Annotated in this window: 20 protein-coding genes; 13 read left to right on the top strand and 7 right to left on the bottom strand. The window is 69.7% G+C overall.

The window, feature by feature from the left end:
* Positions 1 to 58: 58 nt before the first annotated feature.
* Together Aph01nite_RS16075 and Aph01nite_RS16070 are read left to right on the top strand one after the other, a co-directional pair.
* A complete protein-coding gene (locus Aph01nite_RS16075) occupies positions 59 to 1,969 on the top strand; it encodes a PAS domain S-box protein (RefSeq protein WP_204041678.1) in 1,911 nt (636 codons plus the stop codon).
* A 145-nt stretch (positions 1,970 to 2,114) separates the two neighbouring features.
* A complete protein-coding gene (locus tag Aph01nite_RS16070) occupies positions 2,115 to 2,549 on the top strand; it encodes an ATP-binding protein (RefSeq protein ID WP_239161733.1) in 435 nt (144 codons plus the stop codon).
* Here Aph01nite_RS16070 and yidC read toward each other — a convergent pair.
* From yidC to Aph01nite_RS16055, 3 genes are read right to left on the bottom strand one after another with little or no spacing between them, the layout of a single operon-like run.
* Positions 2,546 to 3,205: a membrane protein insertase YidC gene (gene yidC / locus Aph01nite_RS16065; protein ID WP_204041677.1), complete on the bottom strand. Its 660-nt coding sequence runs from the start codon at positions 3,203 to 3,205 to the stop codon at positions 2,546 to 2,548. The two genes, Aph01nite_RS16070 and yidC, sit on opposite strands and share 4 nt — an antisense overlap.
* 58 nt (positions 3,206 to 3,263) lie before the next feature.
* Entirely contained in the window at positions 3,264 to 3,497 is a 234-nt protein-coding gene (locus Aph01nite_RS16060; RefSeq protein WP_204041676.1) for a DUF6412 domain-containing protein, read from the bottom strand.
* Positions 3,494 to 3,661 (bottom strand): hypothetical protein, encoded by a 168-nt coding sequence (locus Aph01nite_RS16055; protein WP_204041675.1) that lies wholly within the window; start codon positions 3,659 to 3,661, stop codon positions 3,494 to 3,496. Before Aph01nite_RS16055 ends, Aph01nite_RS16060 begins: the two co-directional genes overlap by 4 nt.
* A gap of 161 nt (positions 3,662 to 3,822) precedes the next feature.
* On the opposite strand from Aph01nite_RS16055, the gene Aph01nite_RS16050 reads away from it, so the two are divergent.
* Together Aph01nite_RS16050 and Aph01nite_RS16045 are read left to right on the top strand one after the other, a co-directional pair.
* Positions 3,823 to 4,524, top strand: a complete 702-nt coding sequence (locus Aph01nite_RS16050; RefSeq protein ID WP_204041674.1) for a response regulator transcription factor — start codon at positions 3,823 to 3,825, stop codon at positions 4,522 to 4,524.
* Positions 4,521 to 5,609 (top strand): sensor histidine kinase, encoded by a 1,089-nt coding sequence (locus tag Aph01nite_RS16045; RefSeq protein WP_239161732.1) that lies wholly within the window; start codon positions 4,521 to 4,523, stop codon positions 5,607 to 5,609. Before Aph01nite_RS16050 ends, Aph01nite_RS16045 begins: the two co-directional genes overlap by 4 nt.
* Before the next feature lies 1 nt (position 5,610).
* On the opposite strand, the gene Aph01nite_RS16040 is transcribed toward Aph01nite_RS16045, so the two are convergent.
* Positions 5,611 to 5,976 (bottom strand): hypothetical protein, encoded by a 366-nt coding sequence (locus Aph01nite_RS16040; RefSeq protein WP_204041673.1) that lies wholly within the window; start codon positions 5,974 to 5,976, stop codon positions 5,611 to 5,613.
* A gap of 196 nt (positions 5,977 to 6,172) precedes the next feature.
* Here Aph01nite_RS16040 and Aph01nite_RS16035 point away from each other — a divergent pair, with 196 nt between their 5' ends.
* The 8 genes from Aph01nite_RS16035 to serS all read left to right on the top strand — a co-directional run bounded on the left by Aph01nite_RS16035 (position 6,173) and on the right by serS (position 17,020).
* Positions 6,173 to 6,520 carry an STAS domain-containing protein gene (locus Aph01nite_RS16035; RefSeq protein WP_204041672.1) on the top strand — a complete coding sequence of 116 codons (348 nt, stop codon included), beginning with the start codon at positions 6,173 to 6,175 and terminating at the stop codon, positions 6,518 to 6,520.
* The gene (locus Aph01nite_RS16030) at positions 6,517 to 7,278 is read left to right on the top strand and encodes a glycosyltransferase family 2 protein (protein WP_204041671.1); all 762 of its coding nucleotides are present in this window, start codon (positions 6,517 to 6,519) and stop codon (positions 7,276 to 7,278) included. The genes Aph01nite_RS16035 and Aph01nite_RS16030 overlap by 4 nt, the downstream gene beginning before the upstream one ends.
* Complete coding sequence (locus Aph01nite_RS16025) at positions 7,275 to 8,693, top strand: MptA/MptB family glycosyltransferase (RefSeq protein WP_239161731.1); 1,419 nt, start codon at positions 7,275 to 7,277, stop codon at positions 8,691 to 8,693. The genes Aph01nite_RS16030 and Aph01nite_RS16025 overlap by 4 nt, the downstream gene beginning before the upstream one ends.
* A 2,082-nt stretch (positions 8,694 to 10,775) precedes the next feature.
* Positions 10,776 to 12,404, top strand: a complete 1,629-nt coding sequence (locus Aph01nite_RS41445; protein ID WP_239161730.1) for a glycosyltransferase 87 family protein — start codon at positions 10,776 to 10,778, stop codon at positions 12,402 to 12,404.
* A 22-nt stretch (positions 12,405 to 12,426) separates the two neighbouring features.
* Entirely contained in the window at positions 12,427 to 12,924 is a 498-nt protein-coding gene (locus Aph01nite_RS16010; protein WP_204041670.1) for a DUF4446 family protein, read from the top strand.
* A gap of 42 nt (positions 12,925 to 12,966) precedes the next feature.
* Positions 12,967 to 13,887 (top strand): prephenate dehydratase, encoded by a 921-nt coding sequence (pheA, locus tag Aph01nite_RS16005; RefSeq protein WP_204041669.1) that lies wholly within the window; start codon positions 12,967 to 12,969, stop codon positions 13,885 to 13,887.
* 196 nt (positions 13,888 to 14,083) lie between these two features.
* Positions 14,084 to 15,688: a peroxidase family protein gene (locus Aph01nite_RS16000; protein WP_204041668.1), complete on the top strand. Its 1,605-nt coding sequence runs from the start codon at positions 14,084 to 14,086 to the stop codon at positions 15,686 to 15,688.
* 69 nt (positions 15,689 to 15,757) lie between these two features.
* A complete protein-coding gene (gene serS, locus Aph01nite_RS15995) occupies positions 15,758 to 17,020 on the top strand; it encodes a serine--tRNA ligase (RefSeq protein ID WP_204041667.1) in 1,263 nt (420 codons plus the stop codon).
* A gap of 77 nt (positions 17,021 to 17,097) precedes the next feature.
* Here the strand turns inward: serS and Aph01nite_RS15990 are convergent, their stop codons facing one another.
* Positions 17,098 to 17,301: a cold-shock protein gene (locus tag Aph01nite_RS15990; protein ID WP_204041666.1), complete on the bottom strand. Its 204-nt coding sequence runs from the start codon at positions 17,299 to 17,301 to the stop codon at positions 17,098 to 17,100.
* 240 nt (positions 17,302 to 17,541) lie between these two features.
* Between Aph01nite_RS15990 and Aph01nite_RS15985 the strand changes: the two genes are divergently transcribed.
* Positions 17,542 to 18,372, top strand: a complete 831-nt coding sequence (locus Aph01nite_RS15985) for a Cof-type HAD-IIB family hydrolase (protein ID WP_204041665.1) — start codon at positions 17,542 to 17,544, stop codon at positions 18,370 to 18,372.
* Positions 18,373 to 18,486: 114 nt separating this feature from the next.
* Here the strand turns inward: Aph01nite_RS15985 and Aph01nite_RS15980 are convergent, their stop codons facing one another.
* Both Aph01nite_RS15980 and Aph01nite_RS15975 read right to left on the bottom strand, forming a co-directional pair.
* Positions 18,487 to 19,014, bottom strand: coding sequence for a bacterial proteasome activator family protein (locus Aph01nite_RS15980; protein WP_204041664.1), 528 nt, complete (start codon positions 19,012 to 19,014; stop codon positions 18,487 to 18,489).
* Positions 19,015 to 19,019: 5 nt separating this feature from the next.
* On the bottom strand, positions 19,020 to 19,967 hold the full coding sequence (locus Aph01nite_RS15975) for an NAD(P)H-quinone oxidoreductase (protein WP_204041663.1): 948 nt from the start codon (positions 19,965 to 19,967) through the stop codon (positions 19,020 to 19,022).
* Positions 19,968 to 20,011: the final 44 nt, after the last annotated feature.

The following is a 20,011-nucleotide window of genomic DNA, read 5'->3' as shown; positions in this document are numbered from 1 at the left end:
CGTAGCGGAGCCAGGAAAAACACCAAGATCACGAGCGGAAAACGGGCACGATGGAGGGATGGAGAGTGATCACAGGGACGAATGGGACAACGAGGAGGACGGCCTGGCCAAGGCCGTCGTGGCCGCCGCGGCCAATGCCATCGTCGCCCTGGACCGCGACCTCTCCGTGCTCAGCTGGAATCCGGCCGCGGAGCGCCTGTTCGGCTGGCCCGCCGCGGAGCTGCTCGGCCGGCGCGCGCCGCTGGTCCCGAGCGAGCTGATGGCCGAGCACAACGCCGTTCTGGAACGCGTCAGGAACGGCGGCCACGTCTCGCTCAGGACCAAACGATTCCGCCGCGACGGCCAGCTGATCGACGTCCAGGTGGACACGAGCGCGCTCCGCACCGAGTCGGGCACCCTCCTGGGATATGTCAGCGTTTATCACCTGACCGAGGAGGATGAGGCCGCGCGCAGCCGGGTGGTCCGCCGGGCGCGCCTCGTCCGCCGCCTCACCGACGTGGTGGGCGACATCAACGCCGAACTGGACCTGCCGGTCGTGCTGGACCGCATCGCCGCCAGCCTCACCGAGCTGACCGGCGCCGACGCGGGCGGCTTCGTGCTGATCGAGGGGGACCGGCTCCGCCTGGTCGGCTCCCACCAACTGCCGGAGTCGATCCGCGGGGCCACCGCCGACCTGGGATCCAGCCTGGTCGGCAAGCTCCTGCGGACCGGCAAACCGGTCATGCTGGAGACCGGGCACGAGGGTTTGCAGGACCTCATCTGGGCCAAACTGCCTGGCCTGCACACCATCGCGGTCGGCATCGCGGCCGTCGGCGGCCGGCCCTATGGAGCGCTCTACGCCCTGTTCGCCAAGCGCAAGGCCGGCCACGTCGAACTCGAACTGCTGGAACTCCTGGCCGGCCACGCCGGGATCGCCGTGGCCAACGCCACCGCCTACCAGGACGCCGTACGGCAACGCGCCCACGAACGCGCCGTCTTCGACGCCAGCGCGGACGGCATCGCCGTACTGGACGGAACGGGTGGGGTGATCCAGTGGAACCCGGCCGCGGCCGAGCTCACCGGGTTCCCCGCGCACGAGGTGATCGGCGGGCCGCCGCCGTTCGCGCTGCCGCTGCCCGGCGAGAAGCTGACCATCCAGCTGCCGTCGGGGCGCTGGCTGGACGTGCTCTGCGCCGAGATCGACGAGACCGGCCAGATCGTGGTCGACTTCCGCGACATCACCAGGGCCAAGGAGCTGGAGGAGGCCAAGGATCTGTTCCTGGCCACCACCAGCCACGAGCTGCGCACGCCGATCACGGTGGTGCGCGGCTTCGCCAGCACCCTGGACGCCCGCTGGGACAAGATGTCCGACACCGAGCGCCGCTCGGCCGTGCACACGATCGCGGAACGCGCCAAGTCGCTGGGCCAGCTCATCGATCATCTGCTGCTGGGCTCCCGGGCCGGCGCGGCCGAGCCTGCGGTCCGCTCGGAGCCCTTCGACCTGGCCGAACGGGTGCACGCGGCCACGCTCGGCCTGCCGGTGCTGTCGGACCGGCACCGGGTCGAGGTCTCCATCCCCGAGGACCTGCCGGCCGTGCACGGCGACGCCCTGGCCACCGACATTTTGCTCGGCCAGCTGTTGGAGAACGCCTTCAAGTACTCCCCGGACGGCGGCCTGATCAGGGTCGAGGCCTGGCCGGAGGGCGGTAGCGTGGTGCTGGTCGTGGACGACGAGGGCATCGGCATCCGCCCGGCCGACCGGGAGCGGGTGTTCGAACGGTTCGTCCAGGGCGACAGCGGAGACCGCCGCCGGTTCGGCGGGGTCGGCCTCGGCCTTTACATCGTGCGCAGCCTGGCCAGGGCCCAGGGCGGTGAGGTGACCGCGCTGGCCCGCCCCGGCGGCGGCACCCGGATGCGCTTCGAGCTCCGGGTGGACGGCGGAGAATCCCTTTACAGGACGAGACTCACCGGCGCGGTAACGGACGAGTAACAGGACGTGTGTCCTATCGTCCAATGTTCACAAGCTGTAATGGTCGTTCGGTTTCCGCTCTCAACTAAGCGGGCATTTCGGTCGTACTGGGGTGTGCAGTCCTCAGGGGGCACGGGAATACGGGGAGGTGAGTGCGTCGAGCGTCATGATGTTGCCGTATGCACTGGCGAGTGTCGCCGTCGCGCGACAACGCCTCAGCGCCGATCTCCTGGAATCCGGTGTGTACGCCGGGGCGGTGGACGACACGGTCCTGGTCATGAGCGAACTGCTCAGCAACGCGCTCCGGCACGCGCACCCGCTGGCATCCGGGCAGCTCAGAGTCGCGTGGGCCTGCGCCGACGGCCACGTCGAGATCTCCGTGAGCGACGGCGGGGCCACCACGGAACCCCGCGCGGGCCGCCCGACGCTGTCCTCCCTCGGCGGGCGGGGGCTCGGCATCGTGGAGTACCTGGCCGAGCGCTGGGGCGTACGGCACGACGGGGAGGCGACCACCGTCTGGGCCGTCCTGCACGCTCCGCAGCCTGCCCGAAACACGCAGACCCGGACGACCGGAATATGCGCGTTGCGCGAGGTCGTCTAAACCGTCCGTAGTGAACGTTCGGCGGTCGTCCAGGCCGTGCTGACCAAGAGGTAGATACCCGCAGCGAGCGGGAGGAATCCGGCGGCGATTACCGTTCCAAATGGCAACAGGCGAAACAGTTTCGACATCGGCATGCCCGGGGTTTCCGGAGTCAGCCGGGACGCCTGCCAGGCCACCAGGGCCAGCAGGGCGAACAGCCCGAGGAAGACCAGCGCGGGCGCGCCGAACAGCCCCGAATGCGCGAGCACCGCGCCGAAGTGATCCCCGAGCGGCACGCCGATCGCGCTCTGCGCCAGCAGCAGGTTCGGCTGCCCCGCGATCGTGGCGGAGACGAACAGACGGTACATGACCAGGAAGAACGGCAGCTGCGCGAGCGCGGAGCCGAAGCCGGCGAACAGCGAGGTGCCCTCGCGGGCGTAGAGCGAGCTGAGTTCGCGCTGGAAACGCTCCGGGTTACGGGCGAACCGTTTGCGGAGTTCGGCCACGTCCGGAGCGAGCCGGACCTTGATCCGCTGGGCGCGGGCCTGGCGCAGCCCCAGGGGAAGCAGCAGCAGCCGTACGCCGACCGTGAAGAGCACGATGGCGAGCAGGCCGCCGGTCAGGCCGGTGAGGGCGGCGACCAGGTCGTACGCGGGGGAGAGCACTAAGTCGAACATGGGGGAACCTTTCGTCAGAGTTTGAACATGACGAAGGCGCACGTCTGCGTCTCGGACGTCAGACGAGCGCCGGGGTTCCCGATGGAGCTCTGGGGCGGGGGCGTCCTGCGGTGTCGGGGTGGCGGAGCCGGACCAGCGTGGCTTCGACGCCCACACCGGCCAGCGCGGAGGGGACCCTGGGCGCGACGGCCAGCCGGCCGAGCGCCCAAGTGAGCAGCAGCAGGCCCAGCGCGGTCAGCACGCCCACGCCGACCGGCAGGGCGAGCAGTCCGAGCAGGGCCTGGAGGATCATCGCGAGCTCTTGCCCACGATCGTGATGGTCACGACCACGGCGAGCGCGATGAGCGCGAAGATCAGCAGGAATTTCAGCGTCGCGAACAGGGCGGGGATCAGGAAGCTGACCACCAGCCAGATAGCGAGGATGATGCCGACGACAGTCAGCGCGGTACGGGCCATGACCTACAAACTACGCGTTGCCACCGACAGTCGCGAGAAGATCGAACGTTTCACGTGAATCAATTACGGGGTTCTAACGGCCCTGGGGAGTGGCTTGGCGCCGGAGCGGCCAAGCCCGCCGATCCGAAGGATCGGCCATAAGCACAGCCTAGTCTGGGTGAGTGACCGCTAATCCCGCCGCGCGCATCCTCGTTGTGGACGACGACCCCACCGTGGCCGAGGTGGTCGCCCGGTACCTGGAGCGCGACGGCCACGAGGTCGAGTGTGTGGGCGACGGCGCGGAGGCGCTCCGGCGGGCCCTGGCCAACCCGCCCGACCTCCTCGTCCTCGACCTGATGCTGCCGAAGATGGACGGCCTCCAGGTCTGCCGCAAACTCCGCGAACGCTGGCCCGTCCCGGTGATCATGCTGACCGCGCTGGGCGAGGAGATCGACCGCGTGATCGGCCTGGAGACCGGCGCCGACGACTACGTGACCAAGCCGTTCAGCCCTCGCGAGCTGGCCCTGCGGGTCCAGTCGGTGTTACGGCGGGCGCGCGGCGCGCTGGTCCCGACCGGCACCGGCGTGCTCAAGGACGGCGACCTGGTCGTGGACGTGGGCGCCCACGAGGTACGGCTCGGCGGCGCCGAGATCACCCTCACCGCCCGCGAGTTCGACCTGCTCGCCTACCTGCTGCGCAACCCCCGCCAGGCGTTCAGCAGGACCGCCCTGCTGGACCAGGTCTGGGGCTGGTCCTTCGGCGACTCCTCCACGGTGACCGTGCACGTGCGGCGGCTGCGCGAGAAGATCGAGGCCGACCCCACCGACCCGCGCCGCATCGTCACCGTCTGGGGCGTCGGCTACCGGTACGAGCCGTTGTCGTGATCGTCCAGATCCTCGCCGTCAGCGCCGGCCTCGGGCTGGTCATCGCACTGCTCGGCGTGGCCGTGCTGCGCATGCTGCGGCGGCGCTCGATCGGCGTGATGCTGAGCGTGGTCGCGGTGATCACCGTGCTGGCCACCCTGGCCGGCATCGTGGCGATCACCATGGCGATGGTCATCGACGGCCGCCCGCGCGACATCGTGCTCACCATCGTCGCCATCGGCGCGATCGTCGGCGTCGGCGTCGCCCTGGTCACCGCGCGCCGCCTGGTGGCGGCCAGCAAGGCCCTGGTCGCCGCCGTCGAGGCGGTAACCGACACCGGCGAGTACGTGGCCCCCGACCGCATCGCGCTCCCCGCCGAGTTGGAGAAGGTCAGCCGGGCGCTCGGCCAGGCGTACGCGCGCATCCGCGCCGGCCGGGAACGGGAGCGGGAACTGATCTCCTGGGTCAGCCACGACCTGCGTACGCCCCTGGCGGGCATGCGCGCGATGGCCGAGGCCCTGGAGGACGGCGTGGTCGACGACCCGGCCACGGTCCGGCGGTACCACGCCCAGATCCGGCTGGAGGTGGACCGGCTCTCCGGCATGGTGGACGACCTGTTCGAGCTGTCCCGCATCCACGCCGGCTCGCTCCGGCTGGCCATGACGCGGGTGGGCCTGGGGGACGTGGTCGCCGACGTGCTGGCGGGCGTCGAGCCGCTGGCCCGGGGCGTACGGCTGACGGCCGAGGTGGAGCCGGTGCTGCCGGTGCAGGCCGATCCCGGCGCGATCGGCAGGGCGCTGCGCAATCTGCTGGTCAACGCGATCCGGCACACTCCGGCGGACGGCACGGTGGCGGTCCGGGCGGAGGCCGCGGGGGAGACGATCGTGCTGTCGGTCCTGGACGCCTGCGGGGGCATCCCGGCGGGGGACATGGCGCGGGTGTTCGACGTCGCCTTCCGCGGCGAGCAGGCGCGTACGCCGGGGCCCGACGGCGGCGGGCTCGGCCTGGCGATCACCAAGGGCCTGGTGGAGGCGCACGGCGGCACGGTGGGCGTGGCCAACGAGGGCCCTGGCTGCCGTTTCGAGATCCGCCTCCCCAGACGCTAGATCAGAACGCGTCCGACAAGGCGCGAAATGTCGGGCAGGGCCAGCGCCACATGCAGCTGCGGCAGCGCAGGATCGGGTGGGCGGTGTCGCTGGTGATGCCGCCCGCGTCCCGTGGCTGGTGCAGATCCAGCAGCCGCAGCCCGAGTTCGGCGAAACCCAGCACGTCCTCCCGCGCCCCGGCCAGGAAGTCCAGGTCCTCGACCGAGAGCTTCGCCTTGACCGGGACGAAGCCCTCACGGTTGACCAGGCGCCGCAGCGTCGCCGTGGACTCCCGCCACGACGTCGCCTTGTCGGTCCTGACCTGGATGAGCTCCAGTCGTTCCCGCAGCCGGCGGCGCTGTGGATCCTCCGGAAGTTCAGTGTTCATGCGCGCACGGGCCTCGGCGTCGGAAGATCCGGACAGCGAGGGCCCCTCCCCCCTTCCGGCCAGGCCGGTGTCATAGCGTCAAGCTTCGCGCACTCTGCGTTTACGCGGGGCCGAAATCGGGGACAAAGGGCTGACGACTCTTCGGTAATCCGCGGGAAACGTGACCCAGGGCGGGGACGGCAGTAGTGTGCGCGCTGTGGAGCTGAAAGTCTCGACGCGATCCCACGCCGGCCACGCCGTCATGGCTATCGCTGGTGAAATCGACCTATATACCGCGCCTCGCCTGCAGTCGGAGTTCACCCGCCTGCTGGAGGAGACCGATCCCGACCGGGTGGTCATCGACATGTCCGGAGTCGAGTTCTGCGACTCCACCGGCATGAACGTGCTGCTCTCCGCGCTCAAACGGCTCAAGGAGCGGGGTGGCGTGCTCGAAGTCGCCGCGCCGCGCCCGGCGGTCCGCAAGATCCTTCAGGTGACCGGTCTCGACTCGGTCTTCACCGTGCACGAGACCGTGCCGGCGGACCTGGCGGAAAAGACGGCATGACCGAGGTGGTCCCCAGTCCGGATACCGCGGTGATCATCTCAGCGCGGGACGAGGGCGACCGGATCGCCGCCACGGTGACCGCCGCCCGCGAGCTGCCCGGCGTGGACCTGGTCGTCGTCGTCGACGACGGCTCGGCCGACCAGACCGGGCGGCTGGCCAGGCAGGCGGGGGCCACCGTGGTCCGGCACAGCCGCAACCGGGGCAAGGCGGCCGCGATGGAGACCGGCGCGGAAGCCGTACGGCTGCTGGAGGAAGGGCGGGCCGACGCGGAGGGCAGAGCCTCCCACCGGCACCTGCTGTTCCTGGACGCCGACCTCGGCGAGACCGCGCTGGCCGCGGCCCCGCTGATCACGCCCGTGCGCGAGGGCGAGGCGGACATGACCATCGCGATCTTCCGTACCCGGGTGAAGCTCGGCGGGCACGGCATCGTGGTCAAGGTCGCGAAAGAGGGCATCAAACGGGCGACCGGCTGGGACGCCACCCAGCCGATCAACGGCCAGCGGTGCCTGACCCGGACCGCGTTCGAGGCGGCCAGGCCGCTCGCGCACGGGTTCGGGGTCGAGACCGGCCTGACCATCGACCTGCTGCGCCGGGGCTTTCGCGTGCGCGAGGTCGAGGTCGACATGGCGCACCGGGCCACCGGCACCGACTGGCGCGCCCAGTTACACCGCGCGAAACAGCTCCGCGACGTCTCACGGGCCCTGGCCGCCAGGGAGCCCACAGTCACCAGGGCACGGGATACCCTCAGACCGAAGTGAGACTGTCCCTGTGGTGCGTCGCCGGCTCGCTGCTGCTGACGATCACCATCGCTCTGCTCGGCCCGTCGGCCATGGTCCCCGGGCTGCCCGGCCCGTCCTGGCAGCCGCCGTACTCGCTGGGGGTCCAGCCCGACGGCCACCTGGTCATCGCCCTGGCCGCCGCCGCGCTCGCGCTCGGCGCGATCGGCCTCCTGACCGGCCTCTCCCGGGCCGCCGCCGCCCCGGAACCCCGCCGTCTCCTGATCACCGGCGGTACGGTCGCCGCCGTCCTGGCCTTCCTCCCGCCCTTCGGCTCCGCCGACCACCTCAACTACGCCGCGTACGGCTGGCTGGCCACCCACGGCTTCGACCCCTACGTGACCGTCCCCGCGGACATCCCCCTCTCCTGGGTCGAAGAGTGGACGAACACCCCCAGCGTCTACGGTCCCGTCGCCACGGCCGCCCAGGCTCTCGCCACCTGGCTCGGCGGCTCCGTCCGCATGACGGTCTTCCTGCTCGCCCTGCTCAACGCCGCCGCCTTCATCGCCACCGCCTGCCTGCTCCACCGCGCCACCCGGCACGATCCGGTACGGCAACGCCGCGCCGCCCTGCTCTGGACGGTCAACCCGCTGGTCGTCTACCACCTGTCGGCCGGCATGCACGTCGACACCCTCGCCATCGTCTTCATGATCGCCGCCCTGGCCGTCACCCCGCCCGTGCGGCGCGGCATCCTGCTCGGCCTCGGCGTCGCGGTCAAGGTCACCGTCGGCCTGGTCGCCCTCGGCCCCGCCTGGGAGTCCCGTCGCAACCTGCCCAGACTGGCCCTGCTCGCCGGCGTGGCCACCGCGACCGCCGGTCTCGCGTACGCGCTGGCCGGGCCGCACGCGTTCGACCAGATCCTCAACGCCAGCAAGTCGATCTCCTGGGCCACCCCCTGGAAGCTCGTCCAGTACGGCCTGCAGGGGCTGTTCGGGCCCGGCGCGTACCGGATCTGGATCCAGATCGCGTCGCTGCTCCTGCTGGTGGGGCTGGCCTGGGGGCTGGTGCGCCGGCTCGGCCAGGACGCGGCGGCGGTCTCGCTGGCCTGCGTGGCGGCCTGGCTGTTCGCGACGCCGTACGCGCTGCCGTGGTACGACGGGCTGGCCTTCGCGCTGCTGGCCCTGGTTCCGGCCACCGCCCTGGACGGGTTCCTGGCGGTACGGCTGGCGGTGTTCTCGTTCGCGTACCTGCCGGCGCGTCAGGCGCAGCAGCCGGCGGACCTGGACTGGCTGGTGGACGTGGTCAGGGCGCGGCTGGTGCCCTGGACGCTGCTGGCGCTGACGGTGGCGCTGGGGGTGTGGGCGTGGCGAGGAGCAGGGCGCGTACCGACGCCGCCAGGGTCAGCGGCACCGCTACCGTCAGCGCCATCGCCGGAATCGCGATCCCCGAGTCGTTGATCAGGAAGCCCACCAGGGCGGCGGTGAGGGCGCCGAACAGGCCCGCGCGCAGGGCGGGGGCATGGCCGTACGCGAGGCTGAGGGCCGCCGCGCCGAGCCTGGACGGGCGGGACAGGACCAGGAACAGGAACGCCAGCGCGACCAGGGAGAGCAGCGTCAGCGGCAGGTTGCCCAGGGTGCTCAGCATCGCGCCCAGCTTGCGGCCGACCACCGAGCCGCCCTCGCCGTCGATCACCTGCTGGACGAAGGAGCCCAGGTGGGTGCGCTGGTCGGCGGGGCGGCGCCAGTCGACGATCGCGATGACGGTGATCAAGGCCGCGCCGGCGGCTCCGACGACCGCCAGCCGGCCGACCGAGACGCGGCGGCCGGCGAGCATCAGCATGAAGACCGCGAAGCCGAGCACGAACGACGGCACGCCGCCGAAGTCGGCGCCCCAGCGCGGCCAGCCGTCGGCGAAGATCGCCAGCAGGCCGTAGCCGAGGCAGAGGGCGAAGGCCAGACGCGGGCGGCGGCGCAGGGCGTGGGCCAGGCCGGCCAGGGCCAGGATGGTGCCGGTGGAGTAGATGGCGAAGGCCATGTTGCCGAAGCCGTAGAACCGGCCGCCGGTCACGGGCTCGTAGCCGGTGACGGCGTTGACCTGGAGTCGCGAGCCCGTCATGACGTCGATGAGCAGGGCCAGCGAGGAGACGGCGGCCACGGTCGTGAGCGGGCCGAGCACCGAGCGGCGCCACGGGCCCGCGAAGGCGGCGGCGGCGATCAGGCCGGCCAGGCCGAGGATCGTGGCGATCAGCGCGGGCATCGGGCGGGACACGCTCCACCAGGGGACCAGCTGGGCCAGGAAGGTGGAGATGGGGATGGCGCCGCTGACGACGGCCACGACCTGGGTGGCGGTCAGGGTTCTGCGGCGGTGCGAGGTGGACTGGCGGCGAAGGGCGATGGCCGCGAGGGCGTAGAAGATCAGCTGGAGGGCGACCAGGGTGAGGAAGAAGGGCTCGCGGACGTCCCTGAGGACCTGGCTGGCCAGGTCGGCGTCGGCGAGCTGGGTCACGGTGTCGGCGGTGGTGGCGGGTGTTTCGCCGCCGGTGGCCCAGGTGCGGCCGACCACGGATTCCGGGATGGGGAGCGCGAGTCCGGTGAGGACGGTGGCGGTCGTGTCGGTGATCGTGACGAGGGAGTTCTGGCGGGTGGAGGTGGCGGTCAGGAAGTTGTGGGGAAATGTCGGGCCTTGGGCGATGGCGGTGTGGAGGTGGGCGGCGGTGCTCGTATCCGCCTGGCCGACGAGGAGGACGGTGGAGTCCGGGGGGACCTGGTCGAGGATGGCGCCGACGGTGTTGTCGGCGGCTCTTGCGGCTTCTTGCCGGGCTTCGGGGGCCAGGTCGCCTGACGTTTCTGGGCTGGAGGCGGTTGAGGATCGCAGCCAGGCTTGGGCTAGTTCGTTGGCTTCGGCGGTGACGAGGGAGTAGGGCTTGAGGTCGGGGAGCTCGGCAGGCGTCGGCGCGTATTTCTGGATATTTCCGGATTTGTCGGCGGCGGCGAGGGCGGCTCCGGGGCCGATCGCGGCGACCTTTCCCCCGGCGTCCACGATCGTCTGGGCGAGGAGGCCGATGTCGGCTTTGAAGGAACCGGCCTGCTGGAAGGCCACCAGGTCGGCCCAGCCCGGGATGGTCGCGGTGCCGTCGGCCGCCGCGACCGGAATTTCCGGCATTGCGCAATTGTTCGATCCGGCGCGCTGACCTGCGGAGATCGTCAGCCATCCGGCGACAGGGCAGGTGATTCCGCGGCCTTCCGGGGGGATCGTCCGGGTGGACAAGGACGCCGACGCGCCGCGTTCCACGAGGTCCCACAGGCGTGGTGTGCGCTGCGGGTCCAGGTCGCTCCACTGCAGCCCGGGGACGCCGATCAGGACCACCCGGCCGGTGGGGACGGTCGTGGCCGAGGCGGTGGCGGGAGCCGTACCCAGCAGGAGGAGGGCCAGGACGAGCTGGGCGAGCACGCGTCTGAGCTGGGACGATGGCACGGTGGCCGGGTCCTCCTCTGGTGGGCGGGGCCGGACGGACAGCGTCCACGGTAACCTGCCTGGTCGTGAGCACTGGCGAACCGGTAGCGCTGAGCGGGCGGCGGCCCTGGTGGGGCTGGGCGCTGACACTGCTGATCATTCTGGTCGCCGCGTGGCCCCTGGTGGGCTACTGGCTGGGCAATCCCGACGATCAGCGCCTGGTCGACCTCGACGTGTACCGAACCGGGGGCTGGGCGCTGCTTCAGGGCCTCCCGGTCTACGACGTGATCACGCCGGCGCCGCAACTGCTGCCGTTCACCTATCCGCCGATCGCGGCCATGATGGCGGTCCCGCTGGCGCTGATCTCCTGGGAAACCGCCCAGTGGACCTGGACCGCCGCGATCATCCTCACCCTCACTGCCACAGTCTGGTACGCCTTCCGCGATTACCTCACCCGCCTGCCAGGACGGTCGCTGCACATTCTCGGCGGTGTCCGGACGACCGGCCGGACACTTCTCGGTAGCGCGGTTGCCGAGCGGACATCGCCTCCCAGGCGTTCCGGCGATACCCGGGCCACAGTGTCTTCCGAGGGGACTTCAAAGGATGCCGAAGCGACTGGGGGGCTGCCTTCCGGGAGTGGCGGAAAGGCGCGGGCATTGCTCTTCGCGCGGGTCTTCGGGGCTGCCCGAGCCGCCAAGCCCTTGCCTGCTGTGGCTGTGCCGATCATGTTCGGGGTCGTCACCGTTGCCTGCCTCTATCTGATGCCGATCCGGGATCAGATCAGGTTCGGGCAGGTGGATCTCTTCCTGGTGGCTCTGTGCCTGCTGGACTGCGTGGTTCGCCGGCCCTGGTGGCCCAGGGGCCTCCTGATCGGCATCGCGACGGCGGTGAAGCTCACTCCCGGCGTCTTCCTGATCTATCTCGCGGTCACCGCCTGGCGTGACCCGGCCCAGCGCAAACCCCTCTACACGGCGACCGGCACCGCAGCCGCTCTCACGTTGTTGCCGTTCGCCGTCATTCCCGCCGACGCCGCCGACTTCTGGTTCTCCGCCCTGCTCGACTCCGAACGCCTCGGCGCCAACACCGCCACCACCAATCAGTCCATCCGCGGCATGCTGCTCCGCCTGTACTGGCCGGACGCCCTCACCACCGCCCTCTGGCTCGCCGCCGTCGCCCTCATCGGCTGGTACGGCTTCCGCGCCGCGTACCGGGCTCATCGCGACGGAGACACCCTGACCGCGGTGGCGCTGACCGGCCTGATGGCGGTGCTGCTCTCCCCGGTGGCCTGGATCCACCACCTGGCCTGGATCGTCGTCGTGATCGCCGCGCTGGCCGTCCGCAGGCCGCTGCTGGCCGCGGGGGTCTGGGTGTATTACGTCCTGCCGATCCCGTGGTGGGGGGCGTACATCAAGCTGTGGGAGATCCCCGTCCTCAGCCCCACCCTGGGGAAGATCGTGCAGAACGCGTTCGGCCTGGGGGCGATCGCGCTCGTCTGGGTGCTCGCGCGGCGACCGGGGAGCGCGGTGGCGGGTAAACCCGCTGCGGAGGATTCAGCGTCAGGGGATTCGGTTCCGAGGAATTCGACCCCGGGAAGATCGGCAACGGGGGACTCCATCTCGGGCACCTCGGCACCGGAGGATTCGGCTCCGGGCACCTCGGCAACGGCGGCCTCGGGTTCGGAGGATTCGGGTTCAGGGGATTTGGCGAAGTCTTGACGATGCGGTTACTCTCAGTGGTGTGCTGGTTACCGTGCTCGTCATTGTCGGGTTTCTCGCCGGGGTCACCGGAGTGGCGATCGGCCTGCTGGCGCTGCGGAACGCGCGCGGCGCCGTCGAGGAGTGCCTCGACGTGCTGGCGCGGCGAGCCGCGGTCGAAGGGGTCGTCGACACGAAGGCCATCCGCGACGTGGCCGTATACCGCTACGACGCCCTGGAGGAGATGACCGGCCGCCTGTCGTTCTCGGTCGCCCTGATCAACGGCCTCGGCGACGGCATCGTGCTGACCTCCATCAACGGCCGGACCGAAACGCGCACCTACGTCCGTCCCGTGCGCGGCGGCAAAGGCCAGCAGCAGCAACTCTCGCCCGAGGAGGAGCAGGCCGTGCGGGCCGCCCGCCTGGGCCTGGGCCCGGAGATCGAAGCCAGCCTCGCGTCCGGCGGCTCCTGGTTACGCCCCGGCAACCAGCAGTCGGGATTCCCGAAGCCGACTTTGCGCTTTCCGAGCCGGACTCGGTAAGTATTCACATACGCCACTCGCGCGAGTCGCTAACCTGGTCGTATGTCAAAGCTCGCGTACCTGGGCCCAGAGGGCACCTTCTGTGAGGCAGCCCTGCGCATCCTGGCGCCCGACGCCGAGCGCCTGCCGTGCGCCAACGTCGGCGCCGCACTTGACGCCGTCCGCCGTGGCGAGGCCGACGGCGCGGTCGTGCCGCTGGAGAACTCGCTGGAAGGCGCGATCACCCAGACCCTCGACGAGTTCGCCTGGGGCGAACCGCTGCTGATCGTCGCCGAACTGCTGCTGCCGGTGGAGTTCTCGCTGCTGGTCCGGCCGGACACCGAGATGCGGCAGATCAAGCGCCTGATCACCCATCCGGCCGCGCACACCCAGTGCCGCAACTTCATCGAGCGGGAACTCCCGGGGGCCGTGGTCATCCACGCCTCCTCCACCGCCGCCGCGGCCCAGGAGGTCTCCAACCCCGAATCTCCGTACGACGCGGCCATCAGCCCCGCCATCGCCGGCGAACTCTACGGACTGACCGAGGTCGCCTCGGGCATCGGCGACCGTACGGACACGGTCACCCGGTTCGTGCAGGTCTCCGCGCACGGCCCGCTGCCGGAGCCGACCGGCGCGGATCGCACTTCCATGGTGGCTTTCCTGAAGGACGACCACGCCGGTGCCCTGCTCGAAATGCTGAGCGAGTTCTCGGTGCGCGGAATCAACCTGAGCCGGATCGAATCCCGGCCCACCGGTGACGGCATCGGCCGATATTTCTTCCATTTCGACTGTGAAGGACATGTCGCGGACGCCCGCGTCGGCGAGGCTCTCTCCGGGCTTCACCGCATTTGCGGAGACCTGCGATTCCTGGGCAGCTACCCGCGGGCCGACCAGGTCCCCACCCAGATCAGGACCGGCACGAGCGACGCCGAATTCGCCGAGGCCGCCGACTGGCTGACCCGGATGCGCGCCGGACAAATCTGAATTTATCGATATTCGGAATTACGCGGGACGTGCTCTCGCTTGACATGCCGTTGAACATCCTTATCGTCACCCTGTAAGGCGACGATAAGGCGTGTTCGATTTCCTGGGATTTCCACGGATTCCACTGGTTATCCCGGGAAACCCGGCCATTGCCTGATTCGCCGCTTGGTCATCGGTGCGATTGGGGAGCGGCTCGATGCACAGGCACAAACGCGATGATTTCTACGTGGTCGGCGAGGGCGTGCACGAGGGCTCGGCGCTGCGGCGGCCCTCCACCACCGAGGAGATCCGCCGGTTCCGGTTCACCCGGCTCGGCCCGGTGGGCACCGTCCTCGATCCCGACCTGTGCGCCAAGCTGGCCCGGGCGATGACCGCGCCGGAGGCCGTACAGCAGGATGCGAGGTTCGGGGCGGGATTCACCTACCTCGGGCAGTTCGTCGACCACGACCTCACCATGGACCGCACCGCGACCGCCCTCGGCGACGACGTGACGCTCCCCGAACTCATCCAGGGCCGCTCCCCGGCTCTCGACCTCGACTCCCTGTACGGCCGCGGCCCCCGCTTCTTCGAACCCGACGGCGTACGCCTCCGGATGGGCAGGACCGCCCCCGCACCCGGCTTGGACGGCCTGGACGGCTTCGACCTCCCGCGCCGGGCCGCGTCGCCGGACGAGCCGGGCAACGCCCTCATCCCCGACCACCGCAACGACGAGAACCTGGCGGTCGCGCAACTGCACCTGGCCTTCATCCGGTTCCACAACCGGGTGGCCGAACACCTGGCGGACGCGGGGGTGCCGGGGGCGTACCTGCTGGAGAAGACGCGGGAGATGGTGGTCAAGCACTACCAGTGGATGCTCGTCACCGACCATCTGCCCAGAATCGTCAACCCGGACGTGGTGGACGAGGTGTTCATCAACGGGCGGCGTTACTTCGAGGGGCAGTACCAGGGGCTGCTGCCGGGGGACTCGCCGACGATGCCGATCGAGTTCTCGGTGGCCGCCTACCGGGTCGGGCACAGCATGATCCGGAGCGGCTACGAGTGGAACAGCGTCTTCAACAGCAACGGCACCGACCCGCGCCGCATCACCGACGCCACCCTCGATCTGCTGTTCTCCTTCTCCGGCACGAGCGGCTTCGTGACCGCGGAGAATCCCCTGCCCACCAACTGGGTGGCCGACTTCCGCCGCCTGTTCGACTTCGGCGAAGCCGGCCGTGACGACCTGGTCGTCCCGCCGCGGGACTTCAACCTGGCCAGACGCATTGACACGCTGCTGGCCGACCCGCTGGCCGCCCTCCCGGCGGGCTCCTTCGGCGACCCGAACGCCCAGGTCCCCGAGATCCACCACAACCTGGCGTTCCGCAACCTGATCCGCGCCAACATGCTCAAACTGGCCTCCGGCCAGCAGATGGCCGAATTCTTCGGCTTCCGGGCGCTCACCCCGGACCAGATCGTCGACGGGAACGGCGGCGTCGTCCTGGCCGACCTCACCGACGACGAACGCGCTTCGCTGATCGCCGCGACGCCGCTGTGGTTCTACATCCTGCGCGAAGCCGAGTTCAACAACGGCCTGCTCGACGGCGTGGGCGCGCGCATCGTCGCCGAGGTCTTCCACCGCTGCATCGAGGGCAGCCGCCACTCCATCGTCCGCGACCAGTCCTGGCGGCCCATCCTCGGCCCTGACCGGCACACCTTCCGCATGGTCGACCTCCTCCTGTACGCCTTCGAGGGTGACGTCGACCTGCTCAACCCCGTGGACGCCGAACCCGTCGCCTCCCTGCGCCGGCGCCGCCGCATCGGGTAGTACGGAAGATCGCCCGCGCCTGTGGATATCGTGCGCGGGCGGTGGCCGTACCTCTGTAGCCTTTGATTTGTGATTGACCTGCGAACCCTCCGTGATGACCCGGACCGGCTCCGGGCGTCGCAGCGCGCCCGTGGCGAGGATGACTCCATCGTCGACGCGCTGCTCTCGCTCGACGAACGCCGACGCGCCGCGCTGACCTCGTTCGAGTCGCTGCGCGCCGAGCAGAAGAGCATCGGCAAGTCGGTGTCGCGCGCGTCCGGAGACGAGCGGCAGGCGCTGCTCGATCGGGCCAAGGACCTCGCGGCGCAGGTGAAGGCCGCCGAGGCGGCCTCCGAGCAGCTCGGCGGCGAACTCGACGAGCTGATCATGACGGTGCCCAACATCGTCGAAGAGGGCGCCCCGCACGGCGGTGAGGACGACTACGTGGTGCTGGAGGAGGTCGGCACGCCCCGCGCGTTCGACTTCACCCCCCGCGACCACCTGGAACTCGGCGAGCGGCTGGGCGCCATCGACATGGAGCGCGGCGCGAAGGTCTCCGGCTCGCGCTTCTTCTTCCTGCGCGGCGTCGGCGCCCGGCTCCAGCTCGGCCTGCTCAACATGGCCATGCAGCAGGCCATCGAGGCGGGCTTCACGCCGATGATCACGCCTGTGCTGGTGAAGCCGGAGTCGATGCAGGGTACCGGCTTCACGATCGCCCACGACAGCGAGATCTACCAGCTCCCGGAGGACGACCTCTACCTGGTCGGCACCTCCGAGGTCCCGCTCGCCGCCTACCACGCCGACGAGATCCTGGACCAGAGCTCGCTGCCGTCCCGCTACGCCGGCTGGTCCTCCTGCTTCCGCCGCGAAGCGGGGTCGTACGGGAAGGACACCCGCGGCATCATCCGCGTGCACCAGTTCGACAAGGTGGAGATGTTCTCCTTCTGCCACCCCGAGGAGTCGGCCGAGGAGCACCGCCGGCTGCTGGCCTGGGAGAAGGAGATGCTGGACAAGGTCGAGCTGCCGTACCGGGTGATCGACACCGCGGCCGGCGACCTGGGCATGTCCGCGGCCAGGAAGTTCGACTGCGAGGCGTGGATCCCGAGCCAGGGCCGCTACCGGGAGCTGACCTCGACCTCCAACTGCACACAGTTCCAGTCGCGCCGCCTGAAGGTGCGTTACCGGGACGATGAGGGCCGCCCCCAGCACGTGGCGACCCTGAACGGCACCCTGGCGACCACACGCTGGATCGTGGCGATCCTGGAGAACCACCAGCAGGCGGACGGTTCGGTCGTGGTGCCGAAGGCGCTACGGCCGTTTGTGGGCCTCGACGTCCTGGAGCCGCTCAAGTAGGACTTGTCGCGACATACGCCGAAGGCGGGCCCCCGGTGGGGACCCGCCTTCGGTGTGTCCAGTGGTTGTCGAGTGGTCTAGAGGGCGCGCACCTGCGACGCCTGCGGGCCCTTGGGGCCCTCGGTGACCTCGAACTCCACGCGCTGACCGTCTTCCAAGTTCCGGTATCCGCTACCCGAAATCGCGGAGAAGTGGACGAACACGTCCGGCGCGCCGCCGTCCGGGGCGATGAAGCCGAAGCCCTTTTCAGCGTTGAACCACTTGACGGTTCCCTGAGCCATTAACGCTCTCCCTAGGAAGTGAATCTTGGGGTACACACCTCGCGCACCCCGGTGTGTCGCACAGCTCCCCGGGTGGCTCATATCAGTCGAACTGGTTTCGCGCTTGCGGGAACAGCTAATACAACGCCATGCCATCTAACACTATGGCGGACCCGGGGTGTTCCATGTCCGGGGGAGAATTCTTCTCCCGACATCCCCTTGTCCGGCGCGGACGCATCACAGTGCAAACTGGAACGTGTTATGGCCAGTCCGCATCTCCACCACCGCCCTTCCCGGCCGCCCCGTCTGGTCGCCACAGACCTCGACGGCACCGCGCTGCGCTCCGACGGCACCATCTCCCCCCGTACCGCCGCCGCCTTCGCGGCTGTCGAACAATCCGGCGCCACTCTGGTCTTCGTCACGGGGCGCCCGCCCCGCTGGATGCACACCGTCGCGAACGTGCTCCAGCACCGTGGCCTGGCCATCTGCGCGAACGGCGCCCTGGTCTACGACCTGCACACCGAGGCGATCGTCGAGTCCCACCTGATCGACCAGCCCACGCTGGCGGAAACGGTACAACGCCTCCGATATGAGATACCCGAATTAACGTACGCAGTGGAGTACGAGGGCGGATTCGCGCACGAATCCACCTTTCCATTGGGCGGCTGGGACCGGGACGCCGCCGGTGGCATACGGGTGGAGCCCGCCACCCTGATCTCTCAGCCCTGCGCGAAATTGCTCGCCCTCCATCCAACGATGGGGCCGGACGAGCTTTATCGACATGTTCAGGCGGTTGTGGGGGATTTGGTAACTGCGACGCATTCGAGCGGGCGGGCGTTGATGGAGATGAGCGCCCATGGGGTGACAAAGGCCACGGCATTGGCGGCGCTGGCCGTACGCAACCAGATCAAAGCCGAGGAGGTGGTGGCATTCGGCGACATGCCCAACGACCTCCCCATGCTGACCTGGGCAGGCACCTCGTACGCCGTGGCCAACGCCCACCCCGACGTCCTGGCCGCCGTGGACCACATCACCGCCACCAATAACCACGACGGGGTAGCGGAGGTCCTGGAACGCCTGTACCGGGCCTGAGCAGGCGTTTGGGCATGCCAAATGCCTTGGGCATGCCGAAGGACAGAGCGGACCGGCCGGGTTCCGGCGCCGGTGCGGCGAGAACCCGACGTCCGGTCCGCTCCGATGGGGTTTCTAGAGGTAAGGGCCGGAGGCGCGGCCGCCGTGCTCGTCGTTCTGGCCCTGGCTCAGGCCGCCGCCACCGGGCAGCGCCCGCCGCATCTGCTCAAGCTGCGCACGAGCAGCCATCTGCTGCGCGAACAGCGTGGTCTGAATGCCGTGGAACAGACCTTCCAGCCATCCCACCAGCTGCGCATGCGCGACCCGCAGCTCGGCGTCGCTCGGCGGCTCGCCCCCGTCCTCGGTGAACGGCAGCGACAACCGCTCCAGCTCGTCCACGAGTTCCGGCGCGAGCCCGTCCTCAAGCTCCTTGATCGAGCTGGAATGGATCTCCTTGAGCCGTTTGCGGCTCGGCACGTCCAGGGGAGCCGCACGGACCTCTTCCAGCAGCTGCCGGATCATGCTGCCGATGCGCATCACCTTGGCCGGCTGTTCGACCAGGTCGGCGATGGAGCGCTCCTCGGGTTCCCCCTTGTCCCCACCGAGCGAAAGTCCCTCAGGACCCACGACCACCACGTGCGGGGTGCTTTCCTCAGCGTTCATAGCTCTCAACTTACTAGCAGGATCTTCCCGACGTGCTCCCCGTCTTCGAGCATGCGATGCGCCTCCGCCGCGTGCTCCATCGGGATCTTGGCGTGGATCACGGGCTTGATCGCACCGGCGCTCACCAGCGGCCACACGTTCTCCGCCACCCCCCGGCAGATCACACCCTTCTCGTCCACCGGCCGCCCCCGCAGCCCCGCCGCGCTCACCGACGCCCGCTTGCCGAGCAGCTTGCCGAGATCGAGCTCTCCGACCGTCCCGCCCTGCAACCCGATCACCACGAGGCGCCCCCCGACAGCCAGCGCGTCCACGTTCTGTTTGAGGTATTTCGCACCGATGATGTCGAGAATCACGTCTGCCCGCCTGGTAGAAAAGTCCTCTTCTCGGTAGTTGATTCCTTCATCCGCTCCGAGCGCCAGGCAGCGTTCGATCTTCTCGGCCGACCCCGCGGTCACGATCACGCGCGAGCCGTACGCCTTCGCCAGCTGGATGGCGAGCGTGCCGATGCCGCTCGCGCCGCCGTGGACGAGCAGGGTCTCGCCCTTGCGCAGCCGCGCGGTCATGAAGACGTTGGACCAGACCGTGCAGGCGACCTCCGGCAGCGACGCCGAGTCGGCCAGTTCGGTCGGGGCGGGCATGATCTGCTGCCACGGGACGGCCACCCGCTGCGCGTACCCGCCGCCGCTCAGCAGCGCGGTCACTTCGTCACCTACTTTCAGGCCGTCCACGCCCGGCCCGATTTCGGAGATGACGCCGGAACATTCCAGCCCGGGGATTTCGGAGGCGCCCTTCGGCGGCGGGTAGAAGCCCTGCCGCTGCAACAGGTCGGCCCGGTTCACGGCGGAAGCGACCACGTCAACGACCACTTCGCCCCGCCCGGGCACCGGATCGGGGACTTCCTGCCAGGTGAGTACGTCCGGCCCGCCGGGCTCCGAAATCATGATGGCTCGCATGTCACCTAAAGTAACGGAGCGGCGAACTAGACGGTTGGTCACGT

The sequence above is a fragment of the Acrocarpospora phusangensis genome (genome assembly GCF_016862995.1).
Classification (GTDB): Bacteria; Actinomycetota; Actinomycetes; order Streptosporangiales; family Streptosporangiaceae; genus Acrocarpospora; species Acrocarpospora phusangensis.
Note: the sequence above shows the minus strand (reverse complement) of the source record. Positions and strands in the feature narration are given on the sequence as shown.